This window comes from Vibrio sp. (assembly GCF_047973365.1).
In the GTDB taxonomy this organism is placed as follows: domain Bacteria; phylum Pseudomonadota; class Gammaproteobacteria; order Enterobacterales; family Vibrionaceae; genus Vibrio.
In genome coordinates this window covers 1-15,328 of the sequence record NZ_JBKEBW010000147.1, presented here as the reverse complement: position 1 = coordinate 15,328, position 15,328 = coordinate 1, and the positions used below count along the sequence as shown (strand labels likewise).

General features: G+C 45.9%; 14 protein-coding genes and 3 pseudogenes. 13 read left to right on the top strand and 4 right to left on the bottom strand.

The window, feature by feature from the left end; genetic code table 11:
- The 5 genes from lysA to yigB form a co-directional block, all read left to right on the top strand.
- Positions 1–876: diaminopimelate decarboxylase (gene lysA, locus ACK5MF_RS17560; protein WP_416923829.1), on the top strand; the 876-nt coding region annotated here is incomplete at its 5' end.
- 11 nt (positions 877–887) lie between these two features.
- Positions 888–1,718, top strand: coding sequence for a diaminopimelate epimerase (gene dapF, locus ACK5MF_RS17555; protein ID WP_416923828.1), 831 nt, complete (start codon positions 888–890; stop codon positions 1,716–1,718).
- A gap of 114 nt (positions 1,719–1,832) precedes the next feature.
- Positions 1,833–2,543, top strand: coding sequence for a DUF484 family protein (locus ACK5MF_RS17550; RefSeq protein ID WP_416923827.1), 711 nt, complete (start codon positions 1,833–1,835; stop codon positions 2,541–2,543).
- Positions 2,512–3,489 (top strand): tyrosine recombinase XerC, encoded by a 978-nt coding sequence (gene xerC / locus ACK5MF_RS17545; protein ID WP_416923826.1) that lies wholly within the window; start codon positions 2,512–2,514, stop codon positions 3,487–3,489. Before ACK5MF_RS17550 ends, xerC begins: the two co-directional genes overlap by 32 nt.
- Positions 3,490–3,492: 3 nt before the next feature.
- Positions 3,493–4,212, top strand: coding sequence for a 5-amino-6-(5-phospho-D-ribitylamino)uracil phosphatase YigB (gene yigB / locus ACK5MF_RS17540; RefSeq protein WP_416923825.1), 720 nt, complete (start codon positions 3,493–3,495; stop codon positions 4,210–4,212).
- A 146-nt stretch (positions 4,213–4,358) separates the two neighbouring features.
- Here the strand turns inward: yigB and ACK5MF_RS17535 are convergent, their stop codons facing one another.
- Positions 4,359–5,186: a Cof-type HAD-IIB family hydrolase gene (locus ACK5MF_RS17535; protein ID WP_416923824.1), complete on the bottom strand. Its 828-nt coding sequence runs from the start codon at positions 5,184–5,186 to the stop codon at positions 4,359–4,361.
- Positions 5,187–5,497: 311 nt separating this feature from the next.
- Positions 5,498–6,484: an alpha/beta fold hydrolase gene (locus tag ACK5MF_RS17530; RefSeq protein WP_416923823.1), complete on the bottom strand. Its 987-nt coding sequence runs from the start codon at positions 6,482–6,484 to the stop codon at positions 5,498–5,500.
- Positions 6,485–6,652: 168 nt separating this feature from the next.
- On the opposite strand from ACK5MF_RS17530, the gene ACK5MF_RS17525 reads away from it, so the two are divergent.
- The 5 genes from ACK5MF_RS17525 to ACK5MF_RS17505 all read left to right on the top strand — a co-directional run bounded on the left by ACK5MF_RS17525 (position 6,653) and on the right by ACK5MF_RS17505 (position 11,954).
- Positions 6,653–7,879, top strand: a complete 1,227-nt coding sequence (locus tag ACK5MF_RS17525) for an EAL and HDOD domain-containing protein (RefSeq protein WP_416923830.1) — start codon at positions 6,653–6,655, stop codon at positions 7,877–7,879.
- 150 nt (positions 7,880–8,029) lie between these two features.
- Positions 8,030–9,043: an acyltransferase gene (locus ACK5MF_RS17520; RefSeq protein WP_416923822.1), complete on the top strand. Its 1,014-nt coding sequence runs from the start codon at positions 8,030–8,032 to the stop codon at positions 9,041–9,043.
- A 312-nt stretch (positions 9,044–9,355) separates the two neighbouring features.
- Positions 9,356–9,697: a DUF4145 domain-containing protein gene (locus ACK5MF_RS17515; protein ID WP_416923821.1), complete on the top strand. Its 342-nt coding sequence runs from the start codon at positions 9,356–9,358 to the stop codon at positions 9,695–9,697.
- A gap of 949 nt (positions 9,698–10,646) precedes the next feature.
- Positions 10,647–11,285, top strand: a complete 639-nt coding sequence (locus ACK5MF_RS17510; RefSeq protein ID WP_416923820.1) for a lysoplasmalogenase — start codon at positions 10,647–10,649, stop codon at positions 11,283–11,285.
- Between the two features lie 81 nt (positions 11,286–11,366).
- Positions 11,367–11,954, top strand: a complete 588-nt coding sequence (locus ACK5MF_RS17505; RefSeq protein WP_416923819.1) for a YhgN family NAAT transporter — start codon at positions 11,367–11,369, stop codon at positions 11,952–11,954.
- Positions 11,955–12,164: 210 nt separating this feature from the next.
- On the opposite strand, the gene ACK5MF_RS17500 is transcribed toward ACK5MF_RS17505, so the two are convergent.
- Positions 12,165–13,883: a diguanylate cyclase gene (locus ACK5MF_RS17500; RefSeq protein ID WP_416923818.1), complete on the bottom strand. Its 1,719-nt coding sequence runs from the start codon at positions 13,881–13,883 to the stop codon at positions 12,165–12,167.
- 269 nt (positions 13,884–14,152) lie between these two features.
- Between ACK5MF_RS17500 and ACK5MF_RS17495 the strand changes: the two genes are divergently transcribed.
- From ACK5MF_RS17495 to ACK5MF_RS17485, 3 genes and pseudogenes are all read left to right on the top strand, one after another.
- Positions 14,153–14,443 (top strand): helix-turn-helix domain-containing protein, encoded by a 291-nt coding sequence (locus ACK5MF_RS17495; protein ID WP_416923817.1) that lies wholly within the window; start codon positions 14,153–14,155, stop codon positions 14,441–14,443.
- A 36-nt stretch (positions 14,444–14,479) separates the two neighbouring features.
- Positions 14,480–14,707: pseudogene (locus ACK5MF_RS17490) on the top strand (type II toxin-antitoxin system HipA family toxin); the annotation flags it as partial.
- Positions 14,688–14,855: pseudogene (locus ACK5MF_RS17485) on the top strand (helix-turn-helix domain-containing protein); the annotation flags it as partial. The pseudogenes ACK5MF_RS17490 and ACK5MF_RS17485, both read left to right, overlap by 20 nt.
- Before the next feature lie 119 nt (positions 14,856–14,974).
- On the opposite strand, the pseudogene ACK5MF_RS17480 reads toward ACK5MF_RS17485, so the two are convergent.
- Positions 14,975–15,271: pseudogene (locus tag ACK5MF_RS17480) on the bottom strand (nucleotidyl transferase AbiEii/AbiGii toxin family protein); the annotation flags it as partial.
- Between the last annotated feature and the right edge of the window lie 57 nt (positions 15,272–15,328).

Sequence of the window (15,328 nt, the reverse complement as noted above, 5' to 3'; positions counted from 1 at the left end):
TCAGAGCCTGAACTTGAGCGCTTAAACAAGGTGGCGGGTGAACTGGGTGTCAAGGCGCCGATTTCACTGCGCATTAACCCTGATGTGGACGCAAAAACTCACCCTTATATTTCAACAGGCTTACGTGACAACAAATTTGGTATCGCGTTTGACCGAGCAGCGCAAGCGTATCGTCTGGCGCAACAATTAGACCACCTAACGGTTTGCGGTATCGACTGCCATATCGGCTCTCAGCTAACGGCGTTGGAACCTTTTATTGATGCGACTGACCGTTTGCTCGCGTTAATCGATGAATTAACCGCAGCGGGTATCAAGATTAAGCACCTCGATGTGGGCGGTGGCTTAGGTGTGATCTATCGCGATGAGCTGCCACCACAGCCTTCTGACTACGCGAAAGCATTGTTATCTCGCTTAGCGAATCATCAAGACTTAGAGCTGATTTTTGAACCGGGTCGAGCCATTGCCGCCAACGCCGGTGTACTGTTGACCAAAGTTGAATTCCTGAAACACACAGAGCACAAGAACTTCGCCATTATTGATGCGGCCATGAACGATTTGATTCGTCCTGCGCTTTACCAAGCTTGGCAAGACATCATTCCGCTGGTTCCGCGCCAAGGTGAGCCAACAACTTACGATTTAGTTGGCCCAGTTTGTGAAACTGGCGACTTCCTAGGTAAAGACCGTTCTTTGGTATTGCAAGCGGGTGATCTTCTGGCAGTGCGTTCTGCGGGGGCTTATGGCTTTACCATGTCATCAAACTACAACACTCGTGCCCGAGCGGCGGAAGTGATGGTTGATGGCGATAAGGTTCACCTTGTGCGTAAGCGTGAAGAACTCAGTAGCCTATGGGCGCTAGAAAATATTTTGCCGGAGTAAAGTGACCTATTATGCACTTCCACTTTTCTAAAATGCATGGTTTGGGTAATGACTTCATGGTTGTGGATTGCATTACTCAAAACACCTATTTCTCTCCAGACTTGATCCGCCGTTTGGCGGATCGTCATACCGGAGTGGGTTTTGACCAACTGTTGGTGGTTGAGGCTCCTTATGATCCAGAAACGGATTTTCACTACCGGATTTTTAATGCTGATGGCAGTGAAGTCGAGCAGTGCGGCAATGGTGCGCGCTGTTTTGCTCGCTTTGTGCGTATGAAAGGTTTAACCAACAAATACAGCATCAGTGTCAGCACCAAAAAGGGCAAAATGATCCTCAATGTTGCTGATGGCGATGAAATTACGGTCAACATGGGTGTGCCTGAGTTCGAACCGAGCAAGATCCCATTCCGCGCCAAGCAGATGGAAAAAACCTATATCATGCGCGTTGAAGATCAAACGCTGTTTTGTGGCGCCGTGAGCATGGGTAACCCGCATGTGGTGACTGTGGTTGACGATATTTCCACCGCAGCGGTGGAAACGTTAGGGCCATTGCTGGAATCTCACGAACGTTTCCCTGAGCGAGTCAATGCTGGCTTTATGCAAGTGGTCAGCCGCGAAGAAGTGAAGCTTCGCGTCTATGAACGCGGTGCGGGCGAAACCCAAGCATGCGGAAGTGGTGCGTGTGCAGCAGTCGCTGTCGGCATTGTGCAAGGCTTGCTGGATGACGAAGTGGTGGTTCATCTGCCGGGCGGTAGTCTCGAAATCGAGTGGAAAGGCTTAGGTCATCCGTTATACATGACAGGCCCTGCGACTCACGTCTACGACGGTCAGGTTTCTTGTTAGTCTTTTTCCTCTTTAAAGAAAACATTATCTTTAAAGAAAACATTGTCTTTAAGGAAAACCTTCTCTTTAAGCAAAAAAGTTTTAAGCAAAAAGTAGCTTTAAGGAAAAATAGTTTTGTCACAACTGGAAGCCGATGCTCTGACCGCAGAAGTGGTTGCCGAGTATCTAAAAGATAACCCAGATTACTTTAAGCACCGCCCAGAATTGGTGGATCGCTTATCTTTGCCGAGCCAGCAATCTGGCTCGGTTTCTCTCGTTCATGTGCAGATGGCTCGTCAACGTCAGCGAATTGAAGATTTAGAAGAAGAAATTACTTCTCTGATGTCACTCGCGGCGAACAATGACCGTACTTTTCACGAGTTCATGGACTTGCAAGAGCAGATATTAAAATGTGAATGCTTTGCTGATGTTTGTGCCATGATTGAAGAAAAGGCGCGTAGCTTGAACCTGATTGGTTATGTGCGTCTGCTGAATAATCAGCATCCTCATTACGGCCTGAGCAAAGAGCAGTGGAGCCGTTTTGCGACCAACCATTTTAATGGCAAGAACGCGTACCTTGGTCGGCTGAGAAAAGCTGACCGGCACTTACTTTTTGGCGAGCAGCTATTTGCTCCTGAGCTTGGCTCTTACGTGATTTTGCCTTTAATCAAACGCAATATTCCTTTGGGGATCTTGGCGTTTGCCAGTGAAGATGGTGGCCATTTTCAACCATCAATGGATACCTTGTTTCTGCGTCATCTTGCTTTGGTTGTTTCTCATCTGATCGACACCTTACCTTGGCAACGGGAGTCCCATGAGCAAATCAACTCTTCATTTGGCCACTAGCGCTCATTTGGCAACGAACCCTCAGTTAGCTACGAGCTTTGCTGAGCCATTAGCACGCTTCTATGAGTACTTGCGCAGTGAAAAAGGCTTGAGCCTTTATACCCAGCGCAATTACAAGCAACAGTTAGAAACCATGGGCTTGTATCTGATGTCTATGGGAGTTGACGGTTGGGTCAACGTAGACGCAGGCTGGGTGCGTCAGCTCGCCAGTAAAGGTATGCGTTCAGGCATGAAAGAGAGCAGCATAGCCACTCGTCTTTCTTCGCTACGCAGCTTTTTTGATTTCCTGATCTTACGCGGCGAAATGAGTGCCAACCCGGCTAAAGGGGTGTCGGCACCGCGTAAAAAACGTCCTCTGCCGAAAAACCTCGATGTGGATGAAATGGCGCAGTTGCTGGAAATGAACGGCGATGACCCGCTCTCGATTCGTGATCGTGCGATAATGGAACTGATGTATGGTTCTGGCTTGCGTCTGGCGGAGCTGGTTTCCATCAATGTCAAAGACGTCAACTTCAGCGCCGGTGAAATTCGTGTGGTCGGTAAAGGCAACAAACAGCGCGTAGCGCCGTTCTCCGGGATGGCGAAAGAGTGGCTCAACAATTGGCTGAAAATTCGTGCTCAGTTAGCCAATGCCGATGAAAGCGGGCTGTTTGTCTCCAAGCTTGGGGTACGTATTTCTCATCGTAATGTGCAAAAGCGCATGGCGGAGTGGGGACAGAAACAAGCCGTACCGAGCCACATTAGTCCGCATAAACTGCGTCACTCTTTTGCCACTCATATGCTGGAATCGAGTAATAACCTCAGAGCGGTACAAGAGCTATTAGGGCACGAAAATATCTCAACCACGCAAATTTATACTCACCTGGATTTCCAGCATTTAGCCCAAGTGTATGACCAAGCTCATCCAAGAGCCCACAAGCGCAAGCAAAATAAAGATAAGGAGTGAATGATGCAGATTTATCGCGGTCTTTCACCCATTCATGCGATGTCATTTGATTTGGATGACACTCTCTATGACAATCGCCCCGTTATACGCCATGTGGAACAGCAGATCGCGCTTTGGTTGTTTGAACATCATCCTGTGACGGCAAGTCAGCCGCTCGCTTGGTGGAAGGCACTTAAAAACCAGTTGGCGAAGCACGACCCTTGGCTACTGCATGATGTGAGCTTGTGGCGTTTTGAACAGATTCGTCACGGTTTGATGCAGTTAGGTTATGGCGAACAACAGGCGAAAATTGCCGCCACGGACGCGATGCAGCAAGTGCATCGTTTACGCAATTTGGTGGATGTGCCTGATATAACGCACCAAGTTTTGCGACATCTGGCGGCAAAAATGCCTTTGGTGGCGATCACCAATGGTAATGTCGACCCTGAAAAAATCGGTTTGGCGCCGTATTTCCAGTTGATCCTGCGGGCAGGGCCCGATGGACACGCGAAACCGTATCCGGATATGTTTCTGCGCGCACAACAGTTTTTAGCGCTGCCGGCAACATCGATTTTGCACGTGGGTGATCATCCGATAAAAGATGTCATGGGGGCGAAAAAGCACGGTTTTCAAGCCTGTTGGTATAACGATCGCGGTCTCAGCTTACGTGCAACTCCTAAGGTAAAAATCCTTCCTGATCTCGAAATCAGTCAAATTGAACAGCTATCTCAGTTTATAAAATAAGCTCAGTCTATAAGGCTATCTCAGTTTATAAGACAATTGCGGGCAAAAAAAACAGGCAGCGATGGCTGCCTGATTAAAGAGTAGGGGGACTCTTTAAAAATGGTGTTACAGTTGCAGAAAGCTTCGGTTAGCGAAAGCTTTGCAAGTTAGAACAGGTGTTGGTGCAAGTAGTGCGCAACGGCATCATCCGCATGGCTGCCGATGACTTCGATTTCTGGCAGTGCTTTCATCACTTTTTCATGAGCGGTGCCCATCACCAGACCTTTGCCAGCCATGGATAGCATTTCTACATCGTTCATGCCGTCGCCAAATGCGATACAGTTTTCTAAATTCAGATTTAAAGATTCAGCCACCGCTTTCAGGGCGTCACCTTTTGAAACGCCTGCGCCCATCACTTCCAGACAGTGAGGCGTCGAAAATGCGACGTTTACCTGACCGGCAAATTTTTCGTTGATCAGATTCTCGTACGCCACCAACATTTCATGGTTGTGATCTTCGTTAGTGAAGAACACTTTTGCGATACCATCATTAGGCGCGTTATTGATATCAAACAGTTGATAATGGAAGCCCGATTCGTTGTGGTAAGCGCGTAGCGATTCATCTTCACGGCTCATCAGCCAGCTATCGTTACGGTAGATATGAGTTACGATTCGCTTATCATCTTTGACTAAATCAACAATCGCCTGAACCAGCTCTCGCGGAACGTTTTTGCTGTACATCTGCGCATCGTTTTGGTCATGCACGCGCGCGCCGTTAGAGGTGATCATATACGCCGGAATCCCAGCGATTTCACGAATACCAGCCACATCAACATGGTGACGACCAGTGGCGAAAATAAAAGTGAAGCCTTTTGCATGCAGCTCTTTTAGCGTTTTCTTCGAGAAAGCACTGAGCTTGTGATCCGGTGCCAGCAGGGTACCATCCAGATCCGAAGCTACGATTTTGATTGGGTTTTCGTTACTTACTACGCTCATGTTGCTCTCTTCACTACGTCAGATGTTGATATCTATGGTTTGTTGATTGGAATTTGTTTATTGAGGATCTGTTTATTGGTCTTAAGTGTATGCCAAAAAAAGAAGGAAAAAGAGGGAAAACCTTTCAATTCGTCATTTCCCTATTTACTTCTTGAACCTTTCATATTTGTTGTCCAAGAAAACCGAACGCCTCGTCATCCCAGAAAATACGAAGGAAGGCAGGCATGACGCCGGAAGGCCAGAATTACTCGGCCGTCATCCCGGAAAATACGCAGTATTTATCCGGGATCTCGCTCTTGTGCTCGTGGTGATTAGATTCCTGAAAAGTGTTTCAGCACTGCATCCAGTGCCTGATTACGAAACTCATCTTTCTCAAACAAAATCTCGTGTTTTGCATTGTCGATCATTAACAGCTTGCTGTTGGGATTGGTTCTGGCAAGGCGGGTGATAAACTTTATCTGCGCCGCATTACTCACCACGGTGTCTTTGCTGCCTTGCAGCACCAGTGTTGGAATGGTGATTTGTCTTGTCAGTTGAATACATTGCTTAGCCGCCATCAAGCTTTGCCATACCCAGTGCGTGCTAGGGCCACCCAGTTTCAGTTCAGGTTTTTGTTCATATAGCTCTCTGAACCAGCGATAGCGCACGGCACATTGCGTCAGTGGGTTATCTGCAAACGGTTTGGCATAGTAATCACGGTAACCGGGGGCATAGGTTGGTTTGCTGGCGGTCGCGGAGAGAAGCTGAGTGAGCGTAATGGCAATTGGGCGGATCTGCCATGGCAGATTAATACCGAACATCGGGGCGCTAAACGCCACCGCATCAAAAGGGTGCTTTGGGTGAGTTTGCAAATAGCGAGCACTTACCGCGCCGCCCATCGAGTGGGCAATTAAGAAACGGTGTTGATAACGGCTGAGGTCAAAATGTTCAATCAGATCATGCATATCGATAAGATAATTCTCAAATTCTGCCACATGCCCCATCTGTTTGTTGTCAATTAAACGCGCTGACAAACCTTGCCCGCGATGGTCAAAAGAATAAATGTCGTAGCCTTGCTGGAATAAATCGTAAAACAGTTCCTGGTATTTCCAGCAAGATTCAATTCTGCCATTAACAACAACAATCGCTTTGCTGTGTCGTGGGGAAGTTATCTTGCACCAAAAAAGTGGTTGTTTATCAAAAGATGGTAGAAAACCTTCTTGTCGCTGTTCCCACAATGTTTTGATTTCATTGTCGATACGATGGGAAAAATTTGACTCTTGAGTATAAGAGTGACAGCTTGTATTTATTGGGCTCATAATTTACGTGCTAGAAGGCTCGTTGTTCTCAAATTGAAGGTTAAGGATAAGGAAGTTAAACGGAATTGCAATGGATTCACCCACTTGCTTTTAGGGAGATTGATGTTATTTTTATTGTCCCTTTGGCGAGCGAATATTGAGCAGTTAAACAGTATTTTTGAAGGTTATATGTACACCACTTATGTAGCACGGCAGCCGATCCTGAATGCGAAGCGACATACCCTAGGGTATGAGTTGCTGTTTCGTGATGGCGAGCAGAACAGTTTTCCTCAGCATGTTGATGCTGACCGTGCTACTTATCGTCTTATTGTTGAGAACTTTCTCTCGATTGGCACCAACCCAGCGATAGATCATTCTCGTTGTTTCATTAACTTTCCCTACAACACCCTTATCCGCCGATTACCGCTGACCCTGCCGAAACAAAAAATCGTGATTGAGGTTTTAGAGACCTGTCAGCCAACCGACGAACTGCTGGAAGCGATTATGGAGTTGCACGGCAAGGGTTATCTTATTGCGTTGGATGACTTTGTCTATTCATCTGAATGGGAACGATTTCTACCTTACGTGCATATTATCAAGCTTGATATTATGGCGATGGGGATTGATGCGGCCTGTAGCATGGTGAAAAAGCAGCTTGCCAAGGGGAGCCGTAAACGCTACCTGGCTGAAAGAGTGGAAACCGAGCAGGAGTTTCGCTCCGCTCGTGATGCGGGCTTTCGTTTCTTTCAGGGTTATTTCTTCAGTAAACCGGAAATCATCAAACAGCGCTATGTGAGCCCTAAACATGTCATTGCCATGCAGCTTTTCCAAGAGGTGAGCAAAGAGCAGGTAAACTTTGAGCGGGTAGAACAATTGGTGGCGAAAGATGTGGCGCTTTCTTATAAATTGCTGCGTTTTGTGAACAGTATGACGGAACGCTTAGAAGTGCCGATCTCTTCGTTTCGTCAGGCGTTGGTTTATCTGGGGCAGGACAAACTCAAGATCTTCGTTTCACTTGCCGTTGCCTCGTATATCTCGACTCATAAAGCGAAAGAGCTGTATAACCTCTCTTTGCAGCGTGCGCAATTCTGCCAGTTAATGGCGATTCGACGTCCGTTCTTGGAACATAAAGATCAGGCATTTTTGATTGGTTTGTTCTCTGTGCTGGATGCTCTGCTTGATATTTCACTCGACGTTATTGTTGAACAGTTGCCGCTGACTGAATCAGTAAAAGAAGCGCTCAACAAGCGTTTGGGGCCTTTTGGCGAACTGCTGAATCTTGAAGAGTGCTTTGAAAAAGCCGATTGGCAGGGCGTGCAAAATTACTGCGAATTGCTTGGGCTGCACTATGAAGACGTAACCCGAGATCTCAATGCGGCACAGCGTTGGAGCCATGAGACCAGTAACTTGGCTTAAAGCGTAAGACGTAAGACGGAGAACTTGCTCAAAGGCTTAGGTTTTTTGCTTGGTGGTTTATTGCTCATCACTTTACCGTCGGCTGACGTATGATTTTAATAGTGCCTTATAGTGGTCAACCAGAGTCGATTGACTGAAGAGAATCGTTGAATGAGCAAACGAGTAATATTTTTTGATTTGATGCGCTGTGTCGCTGCGGTGGCCGTGATAGCGATTCATGTCTTAGCGCCTTATCGAGAGCTGCAAAACGTCATTCCTTTTGACGAATGGCTGACCGCTGTTACGGTGAATGGCATGACGCGTTGGGCGGTGCCCGTGTTTATTTTGATTTCTGGCGCTTTGATGCTCAGTGATACGCGGCCGTTTGATTTTGGCTATTACGTGAAACGACGTCTTGGTAAAGTGCTCGTTCCTTTTATTGTTTGGTCGCTGTTTTATGCCTATCTTTCTGGTTGGAGTGCGAGTGGTTTCGATTCGGCAATGGCTATCGATGTGCTGAAAAACAGCCCCAATCACGAAACTTATTACCATCTGGGTTTTTTCTATTATTTCATTCCCCTTTATTTTGTCATTCCGGTGCTGCAATGGCTGATGAAACGCAGCGATGATACCGCTTGGTATGTGTATCTTGGGTTATGGTTAATCACCACCACCTTATTCTTGTTCCATATTGATGGCCCCTGGAGTTATGAGATCTGGTTGTATACCGGTTACTTGCCTCTCGGCTATCTGCTGTATAAAAAGCTCCCTATCAATCCAATAACGGTTGGGCTAGCCGTTATTTTGGGTGCCATTTCGTTCTATTTTACGGTCAGCTCTGTGGTGGAACTCAGTTTGGCGAATGGTGAATACAGTGTTGGTCGATGGTTCTCATACAAAACACTTAACGTTGTGGTGGCAGCAAGTATGGTGTTTGTGGTGTGCCGGGCGGTTGGCGAGTCATTATCGCAAGGCGCTACAAAAATCGTCAGTGTGATCAGTCAGCATAGTTTGGGGATCTATCTACTGCACCCTATATTCCTCTGGCCGATGAAAGAGTTTGCCTGGTATCAAGGACACCCGGGTTGGGTTATTCCGCTGTGGATCATCATTAGTGGTGCGGGCGCACTGGCTGTGAGCTGGTTGTTATCTCAATCGCCCAAGACTCGTTGGTTGCTACCTTAATCAAGGTCTTGTTTATCGCTGTAAGGCAAAATGAATAAACTGAGTACCGCGATAAGTGAGTATGCCAAGTGATTTGCATAGTGACGTGACTCCTAGTGCAAAATGATGCTTTCATTTTACGTATTCGTTTGATTTTTGGCGTTACGTAACGTTATAAAAGGGATGTAGCGCGTTGATTGGTCTTATTTTTTCGGCGTGCTTCATACTTTGTTATTGGGGCTGATGATCGGTAATCAGCACCTATTGGATCAGCAAGCTCATGAACTGTCGACAGATCAGTATACTGATGGTGATTTAAAAGGGAGAACTTCAATGTCAGACATAGAACAAGTGGTTCTTCGTAGTCGAAAATTGGAAAGGTTGCTGCGCGAACACTACCATGCACGTGGCAAAGGCTTGCACCAGTTAATCAGCAGTTGTGAAGAGCGCCTGCCGCACGATGTGATCGCTAAACTGCGCTTTGTGGCGACCATTCGCAACAAGGTCGTTCATCAAGATCGTTATAAGCTTGAAGACCGCCGAGCATTTTTAACGGTCTGCAAGGAGTGCGAAAAAGAGCTCACACCTCGTAGTAGTCGTTTTGTGTGGAGAATTGTAATTTCGCTCGTGATGTTTATGACGATGCTGGCACTTATCTTTTACTACATCCACTGAGAAGAATTGAGTAAACACATCCAATAACGCCCCATTTTTCTCGGCGAATGAAAATAAAAAAGGACGCATTAGCGTCCTTTTTTATTTGTATAACATTAGGTTAGTACATCATCGGCAGTGTCATTAAGCCAATGATTACTGCGATCATTACTAAACCTTGTTTTTGAGATGAAGAAATCATAACACTGCTCCTATTCTGTCCAATTCACCTGTGGAATCAGATTAGCACTAATTTATTGGCTTGATCAACACTTTCTTTCATAGTTGCTTAAAATAATAAGTTTAATTACGAGTATCTGCGCCTATTTGGTGAGGTTTATGTGTATTTTTGGTGCGTTCATATAATCACCTCTATGATTTGTTTTTGTGCTATTTGGTTTTAACTGATTGAAATTAATTGATATTAATGTGATTTATTAGTGTTCTATTTATATTTACTTGTTCTGTGGGAGGTTTGGATGTGATTGGTCTGTCTATCGTTATTTTGTTATGGTTTTTTGTGTTTTCTGACCTTTAGTTGATATTCATTCGCATTAAAAAACACAAGCGGATAACAGAACTGAATAAATTCTAGATAACTATGTATTTTGTCATTATAAGCTTTGATTAGTCTTTTTTTGATGGTTTAGCTTTTTTAACATATTGTATTTAAATGTTTTTATTTGTTATTTTTGAATTTTATTGTTTGCGTAGCAAACGTTTGCTGATTGAGTTTTCTTTGTCAGTTTTCCGTTAGCAGTTGTTAGCCTTTGTTATTAGGTTAAATTTGATGTTTAATGCGTTGAGGAATGAGATGGTGGGGTGGTTGAGTTGGACGGGCGCTGTTTCAAGCAGAGGATGAATCACAATCAAGATCCAATTTTTGTCTTTCATTTCTGGACATCCGATCTAACCTCTCTACACTAGCGGCAGATTGTTAATGAGCTATTGACATGAATGAGGTAAAGGCATGTTGGGCTGGATTTCGGCTGTAATATCTGGATGTATCAGCATATCTGCGTTGCAAAGCAATAAAACGAAACTGGCTGTGGTGTTCAACACACTGTGTTTAGGTCTGTTATCGTTGATGCTGTTATTGCTGACAATAGGTCATCAACAAAATGATGGCTCGGCAGCATCCTTATGGATTCTGGCCGGATTAGTCATTTCTGTGATTGCCGATATTTATCGCATTCAAAAAAAGCAGATCAAAGCTTGTTTTAGTGCTTTTCTCATCGTGCAACTTTTTTATAGTAAAGCGTTTTGGATTCAGCTCACCGGACCGATGATCTGGTGGTTACCTGCTTTGCTCATTGCTGCCAGTATCGTCGCGTTTTTCCTGCTGTTACCGCAAATCGATACGCTGATTTTCCCCGTCACTATCATGGGGATGATGCTATTGCAGATGACTTGGGCGGCTGGCGAAGTGTGGATCACCAATCCCTCTCACGCTTCACTGTTTGGTTTTATCGGTAGCCTGAGTTTTATGGTTTCTGCCATCATGTTAGCGATTAACGACTATCGGCAGCCGTTACGCTGCGGCAAAACCTTAATTGGTGGCAGCTATCTACTCGCCCAAGCACTCGTTGTTGCGTCAGTGATGATTTAAATCCCCATAAAATACGACTTAATCGAAAAACTGGGGCTAGATTGATATACTGCGCCATTATGCTGATTACTCTGAGGCACTATGGACATCTTTTCTGCAGCAACCTTGTTATTTTTAATCATGGACCCTCTGGGCAACTTGCCCATTTTTTTATCGATCCTAAAACACATTGATGCTAAACGCAGACGTATTGTTCTGATCCGCGAAATGCTATTTGCGCTCGCCATTTTGATGCTGTTCCTATTCGCAGGTCAGCGGATTATGGACTTTTTGCATGTCCAGCCGGAAACCTTAAGCATTTCGGGTGGGATTATTCTTTTCATCATCGCAATTAAGATGATCTTTCCCAGTGCGGGTAGTATCACTGGCTTAGCCGCTGGCGAAGAACCTTTCATTGTGCCTTTAGCCATTCCTTTAATTGCAGGCCCGACGGTAATTGCGACCCTGCTTTTGCTCTCCAGTCAAAACCCAACGCAACTGTGGGAGCTATCAGCCGCCGTCATGATCGCCTGGACAGGCACCTCCATCATCCTGATGTTCAACGGCTTCTTCCATAAAGTCTTGGGCGAACGAGGCTTGAAAGCCGTCGAGCGGCTGATGGGACTATTATTGGTGATGATCTCCACCCAGATGTTCCTCGACGGCATTAAAAGCTATGTTGGTCTTTAAAAGCGTAATACCATTATTCTGGAAAAGTTCATGATCAGTGAATGGGTATCGATAAGCAAACCCTCCGAGCCATGGATGGCTCGGCGGAGCCCCATGGATGGGTTTATGCGAGTTTGTGTTCGATGCCCATTTACTGTTACACAGATACTCAATCTGATCACATTTTTATCTAGAATAATGGTATAAAAGCTAGCAGGGGCGCTCTGAAAATTAAATCATACCCACCGCACTCAGCGCACTGACATGTACCTGATTACGGCCTTTCTGCTTGGCTTTGTACAGCGCATCATCGGCCAGTTTTATCGCGTGTTCCAATGGCTGACTAAGCGCAACCGCCGCCACACCCAGGCTTAGCGTCACGCTAATATCTTGCGGATCATTGTCGAGCGGAAAAACCAGCTGGCCGACAGCCTGACGAATGCGCTCGGCACAGCGCTGTGCCTCAAGCAGCTCGGTATTAGGCAGCAAAATGATGTATTCCTCACCGCCATAGCGAGCGACAATATCGCTTTTGCGCGCATACTTTTTCAGCGCTTCGGCCACTTCGATGATCACCTTATCGCCCATTGCGTGGCCATATTTATCATTCACCTGCTTGAATAAATCGATATCACACAAGATCACCGACATTGGCTGCTTGTTGATTTTGGCCTGAGCAAACGCCCGTTCTGATTCACTGCGGAAATAGCGGCGATTGAACAACAAAGTGAGCGGATCGGTTTGAGCCTGATGTTTCAGCTCTTCTTGCGCTGCTTTCATCTCTTCTAAAATTCGCATCCGATAGGCGATGATCAGTGCCAGCACCAGAGCTTCCAACATGATACCGATACCCACACCGTGGCTAGAGAGGTAGGTAAAAGGAATGCGCCCCTGATAATAGAGCACCGCCAAACCACTGAAACCAACAAACAAGCAGTGGCCGAGCAAGAAGTAAACGGCGATCGGGTGTTTTTTTACCACCAGAGAGATGCTAACCGAGAGCGTGGTCAGCATCATTAATGCTGCAAGGCTGCTGGAAAAACGTAGCGCGGCAACAATATCAACCACGCCATAAACCAGCTCCGCCACTAAAAGCAACAATATCACCATCATCGCCCAGTGCTCATAACGATAATGACGGCGTGTTTCGAAGATCTCCATCATAAACAGCAGCAGGAAAATGGGCATCAGCATCAGCGTCAGGTGCCAGATCAGAGTGGGCGAGCCATAAAAAGCAAACAGTTCTGCCACTAGGCCGTAGGAGAGCGCAATCCAGATAGCCCCCGCGATCAAATAGCAAGCATAGTAAAGGTTATCGCGTTGACGAGAATAGCCGAACAGCAGCAGATTATAGAGGATCAGCGCCAATAACATCCCTACCATCAGCGCGATATCAGTAAAGCTGCCAAGCAAAGCCCGTTGGGAAAACTCGCCATCATAGAGGTTGATAGAAAACCATTGATGGGAAAATGAAACGCTATCGACGTACAGCGTTTTTGTCTGCCCCGGGAACAGGTCGATATTGAATACAACGGCGCCGCCATACATCCAAACGTAAGTGTCAGGATTATCCAAATTCAAAATACGCACTTTTCTTACGTTGCCATCGACAACTTCATAGAGACCAACCTGGCGGTTGTGGTAGGCGTAAGGGTGATGAAGATAAACCGTTCTCGGGCCGGCACTGGTATTGACGATTTGCATTCGCGCCCAGGTATGCTTCGCTTTAGTACCTAACGAAATTCTGTTTGGCGAAGGGATAAACGTTTGCTGCATCACCTGGTTGATGGACATGCTCTCAGAGCTATCAACAAAGTAGTCCATTTGAAAGTCGGTAAGTGATGAAGCGCTTTCACTCCATTCAATCGTCGGACTCTGAGCATTCGCGGAGAATGCACTGCACATCATCAGCAGTATGAAAAATAGACGTAGCTCTGGCATCATTGACATTATTAATAATTTCTTACACATGTACTTATTAGTATGTCAGAAGTCGCTTATAAGTCACTATTTGCAGCATAACCCGTTCACAAAAGTTTGATCTGGTTGAAATATCAATGGGTGGTTAGCCGTGATCCGCCCACTAATGCTCGCAGCATTCACGTAAAAGTTACTTTCTCTAAGTGGGGCGTGAATGCAGATTGAGTGGCTACAATAGTAGCCATTTTGGGCTTTTTACCTCTATAATAGACACTATTGTATCCATTGCGGGGTGAGTCATGCGCTTTTTATTGTTAGACGATACCGATGTCAGTCAGGCTTATGCCGAATATTTACGAGGTTTACGCAAACAAGCTAAGCTGTCTCGAGAAGCGCTCGCCAAACGCAGTGGTGTACCCGCTTCGACCATCAAAAAATTCGAATTGACCGGGCAAATATCATTTCGCCAACTGCTGTTCTTGTGGCAATCGCTTGACTCACTAGAGCGGCTCTATCAACTGACGCAGCCTCAGCGTAATCCATCCGCTCTGCCAACCACGATTGAAGAGGTACTCAAAGATGAGTTTTAAACCGATCCAAAGGTTGAAAGTGGCGCGGACGCTTATTTTGCAGGGTATGGTCACGCGCCTCCAGTTAAGGTCATACAGAAGCTTGCGGCAAGCGCTGGCTTTACCAGTTGGAGCGAAGCCAAGCAAGTCATCAACGAAGTATCAGAAGCACTCAGCCAGTTTACTTATTTCGCACAGCAACAAGGGATAAGTAAAACGACGCTGTCAGCTATTTCTAGGACTCTGAATCAACGTAAGCAGGAAAATGCGGCGCTTTTTCAATGATTCATTAAGGTATATCAATGTGAGCTATGTTACAGAGCAGATATTACAAAGCCTTCGAAAAGCTCGGCTACGTAAGGGTTTTAGCCAAAGAGAGCTCAGCGCGCGTTCGGGTGTACCTCAAAGCCATATTTCGAAAATAGAGTCTGGTGGTGTTGATTTAAGAATTTCCAGTTTAATCGCGCTTGCTCGTGTACTCGACCTAGAGTTATTTGTCGCGCCTAAAAAGTCGCTTCCTGCAACCAAGTCGATCATTAGAAGCAGCCAAGGTAAACGCAGAGCATCCGATTTATCCAAGAATGAGCAGACGAGACGAGTATTGTCGATGTTAGCCATAATCGTAGAGGCTAGAGTGTCTAGGTTGCTTTTGATTGTCTGCAGGGCCTCATGCCGTTCCATCATTGGCAGAAAAACCAAGTCGATATCCACCGAAAGTCGAGGAAAGTCACGAACGAACAAATTGATAGCGGTTCCACCTTTGAGAGCGAAACAGTCGTGCTGGGCAACAAAAGGAATGATCCTAAGTAGTAACTGTACTTGCCGGTAGTAATGGCTTTGCCTGTTCATGTTTTTACATATCCTTAGGAACGGTTATTTGCCAGGTTGGTTCTAGTTTGCCGCCTT

What these genes read in the sequence shown, in the direction of transcription:
- ACK5MF_RS17530 (WP_416923823.1), bottom strand. Translation starts at nt 6,484, where the DNA reads ATGAGCCCAATAAATACAAGCTGTCACTCTTATACTCAAGAGTCAAAT.
- ACK5MF_RS17520 (WP_416923822.1), top strand. Translation starts at nt 8,030, where the DNA reads ATGAGCAAACGAGTAATATTTTTTGATTTGATGCGCTGTGTCGCTGCG.
- ACK5MF_RS17505 (WP_416923819.1), top strand. Translation starts at nt 11,367, where the DNA reads ATGGACATCTTTTCTGCAGCAACCTTGTTATTTTTAATCATGGACCCT.
- yigB (WP_416923825.1), top strand. Translation starts at nt 3,493, where the DNA reads ATGCAGATTTATCGCGGTCTTTCACCCATTCATGCGATGTCATTTGAT.
- ACK5MF_RS17510 (WP_416923820.1), top strand. Translation starts at nt 10,647, where the DNA reads ATGTTGGGCTGGATTTCGGCTGTAATATCTGGATGTATCAGCATATCT.
- ACK5MF_RS17500 (WP_416923818.1), bottom strand. Translation starts at nt 13,883, where the DNA reads ATGTCAATGATGCCAGAGCTACGTCTATTTTTCATACTGCTGATGATG.
- xerC (WP_416923826.1), top strand. Translation starts at nt 2,512, where the DNA reads ATGAGCAAATCAACTCTTCATTTGGCCACTAGCGCTCATTTGGCAACG.
- ACK5MF_RS17535 (WP_416923824.1), bottom strand. Translation starts at nt 5,186, where the DNA reads ATGAGCGTAGTAAGTAACGAAAACCCAATCAAAATCGTAGCTTCGGAT.
- ACK5MF_RS17495 (WP_416923817.1), top strand. Translation starts at nt 14,153, where the DNA reads ATGCGCTTTTTATTGTTAGACGATACCGATGTCAGTCAGGCTTATGCC.
- ACK5MF_RS17525 (WP_416923830.1), top strand. Translation starts at nt 6,653, where the DNA reads ATGTACACCACTTATGTAGCACGGCAGCCGATCCTGAATGCGAAGCGA.
- dapF (WP_416923828.1), top strand. Translation starts at nt 888, where the DNA reads ATGCACTTCCACTTTTCTAAAATGCATGGTTTGGGTAATGACTTCATG.
- ACK5MF_RS17515 (WP_416923821.1), top strand. Translation starts at nt 9,356, where the DNA reads ATGTCAGACATAGAACAAGTGGTTCTTCGTAGTCGAAAATTGGAAAGG.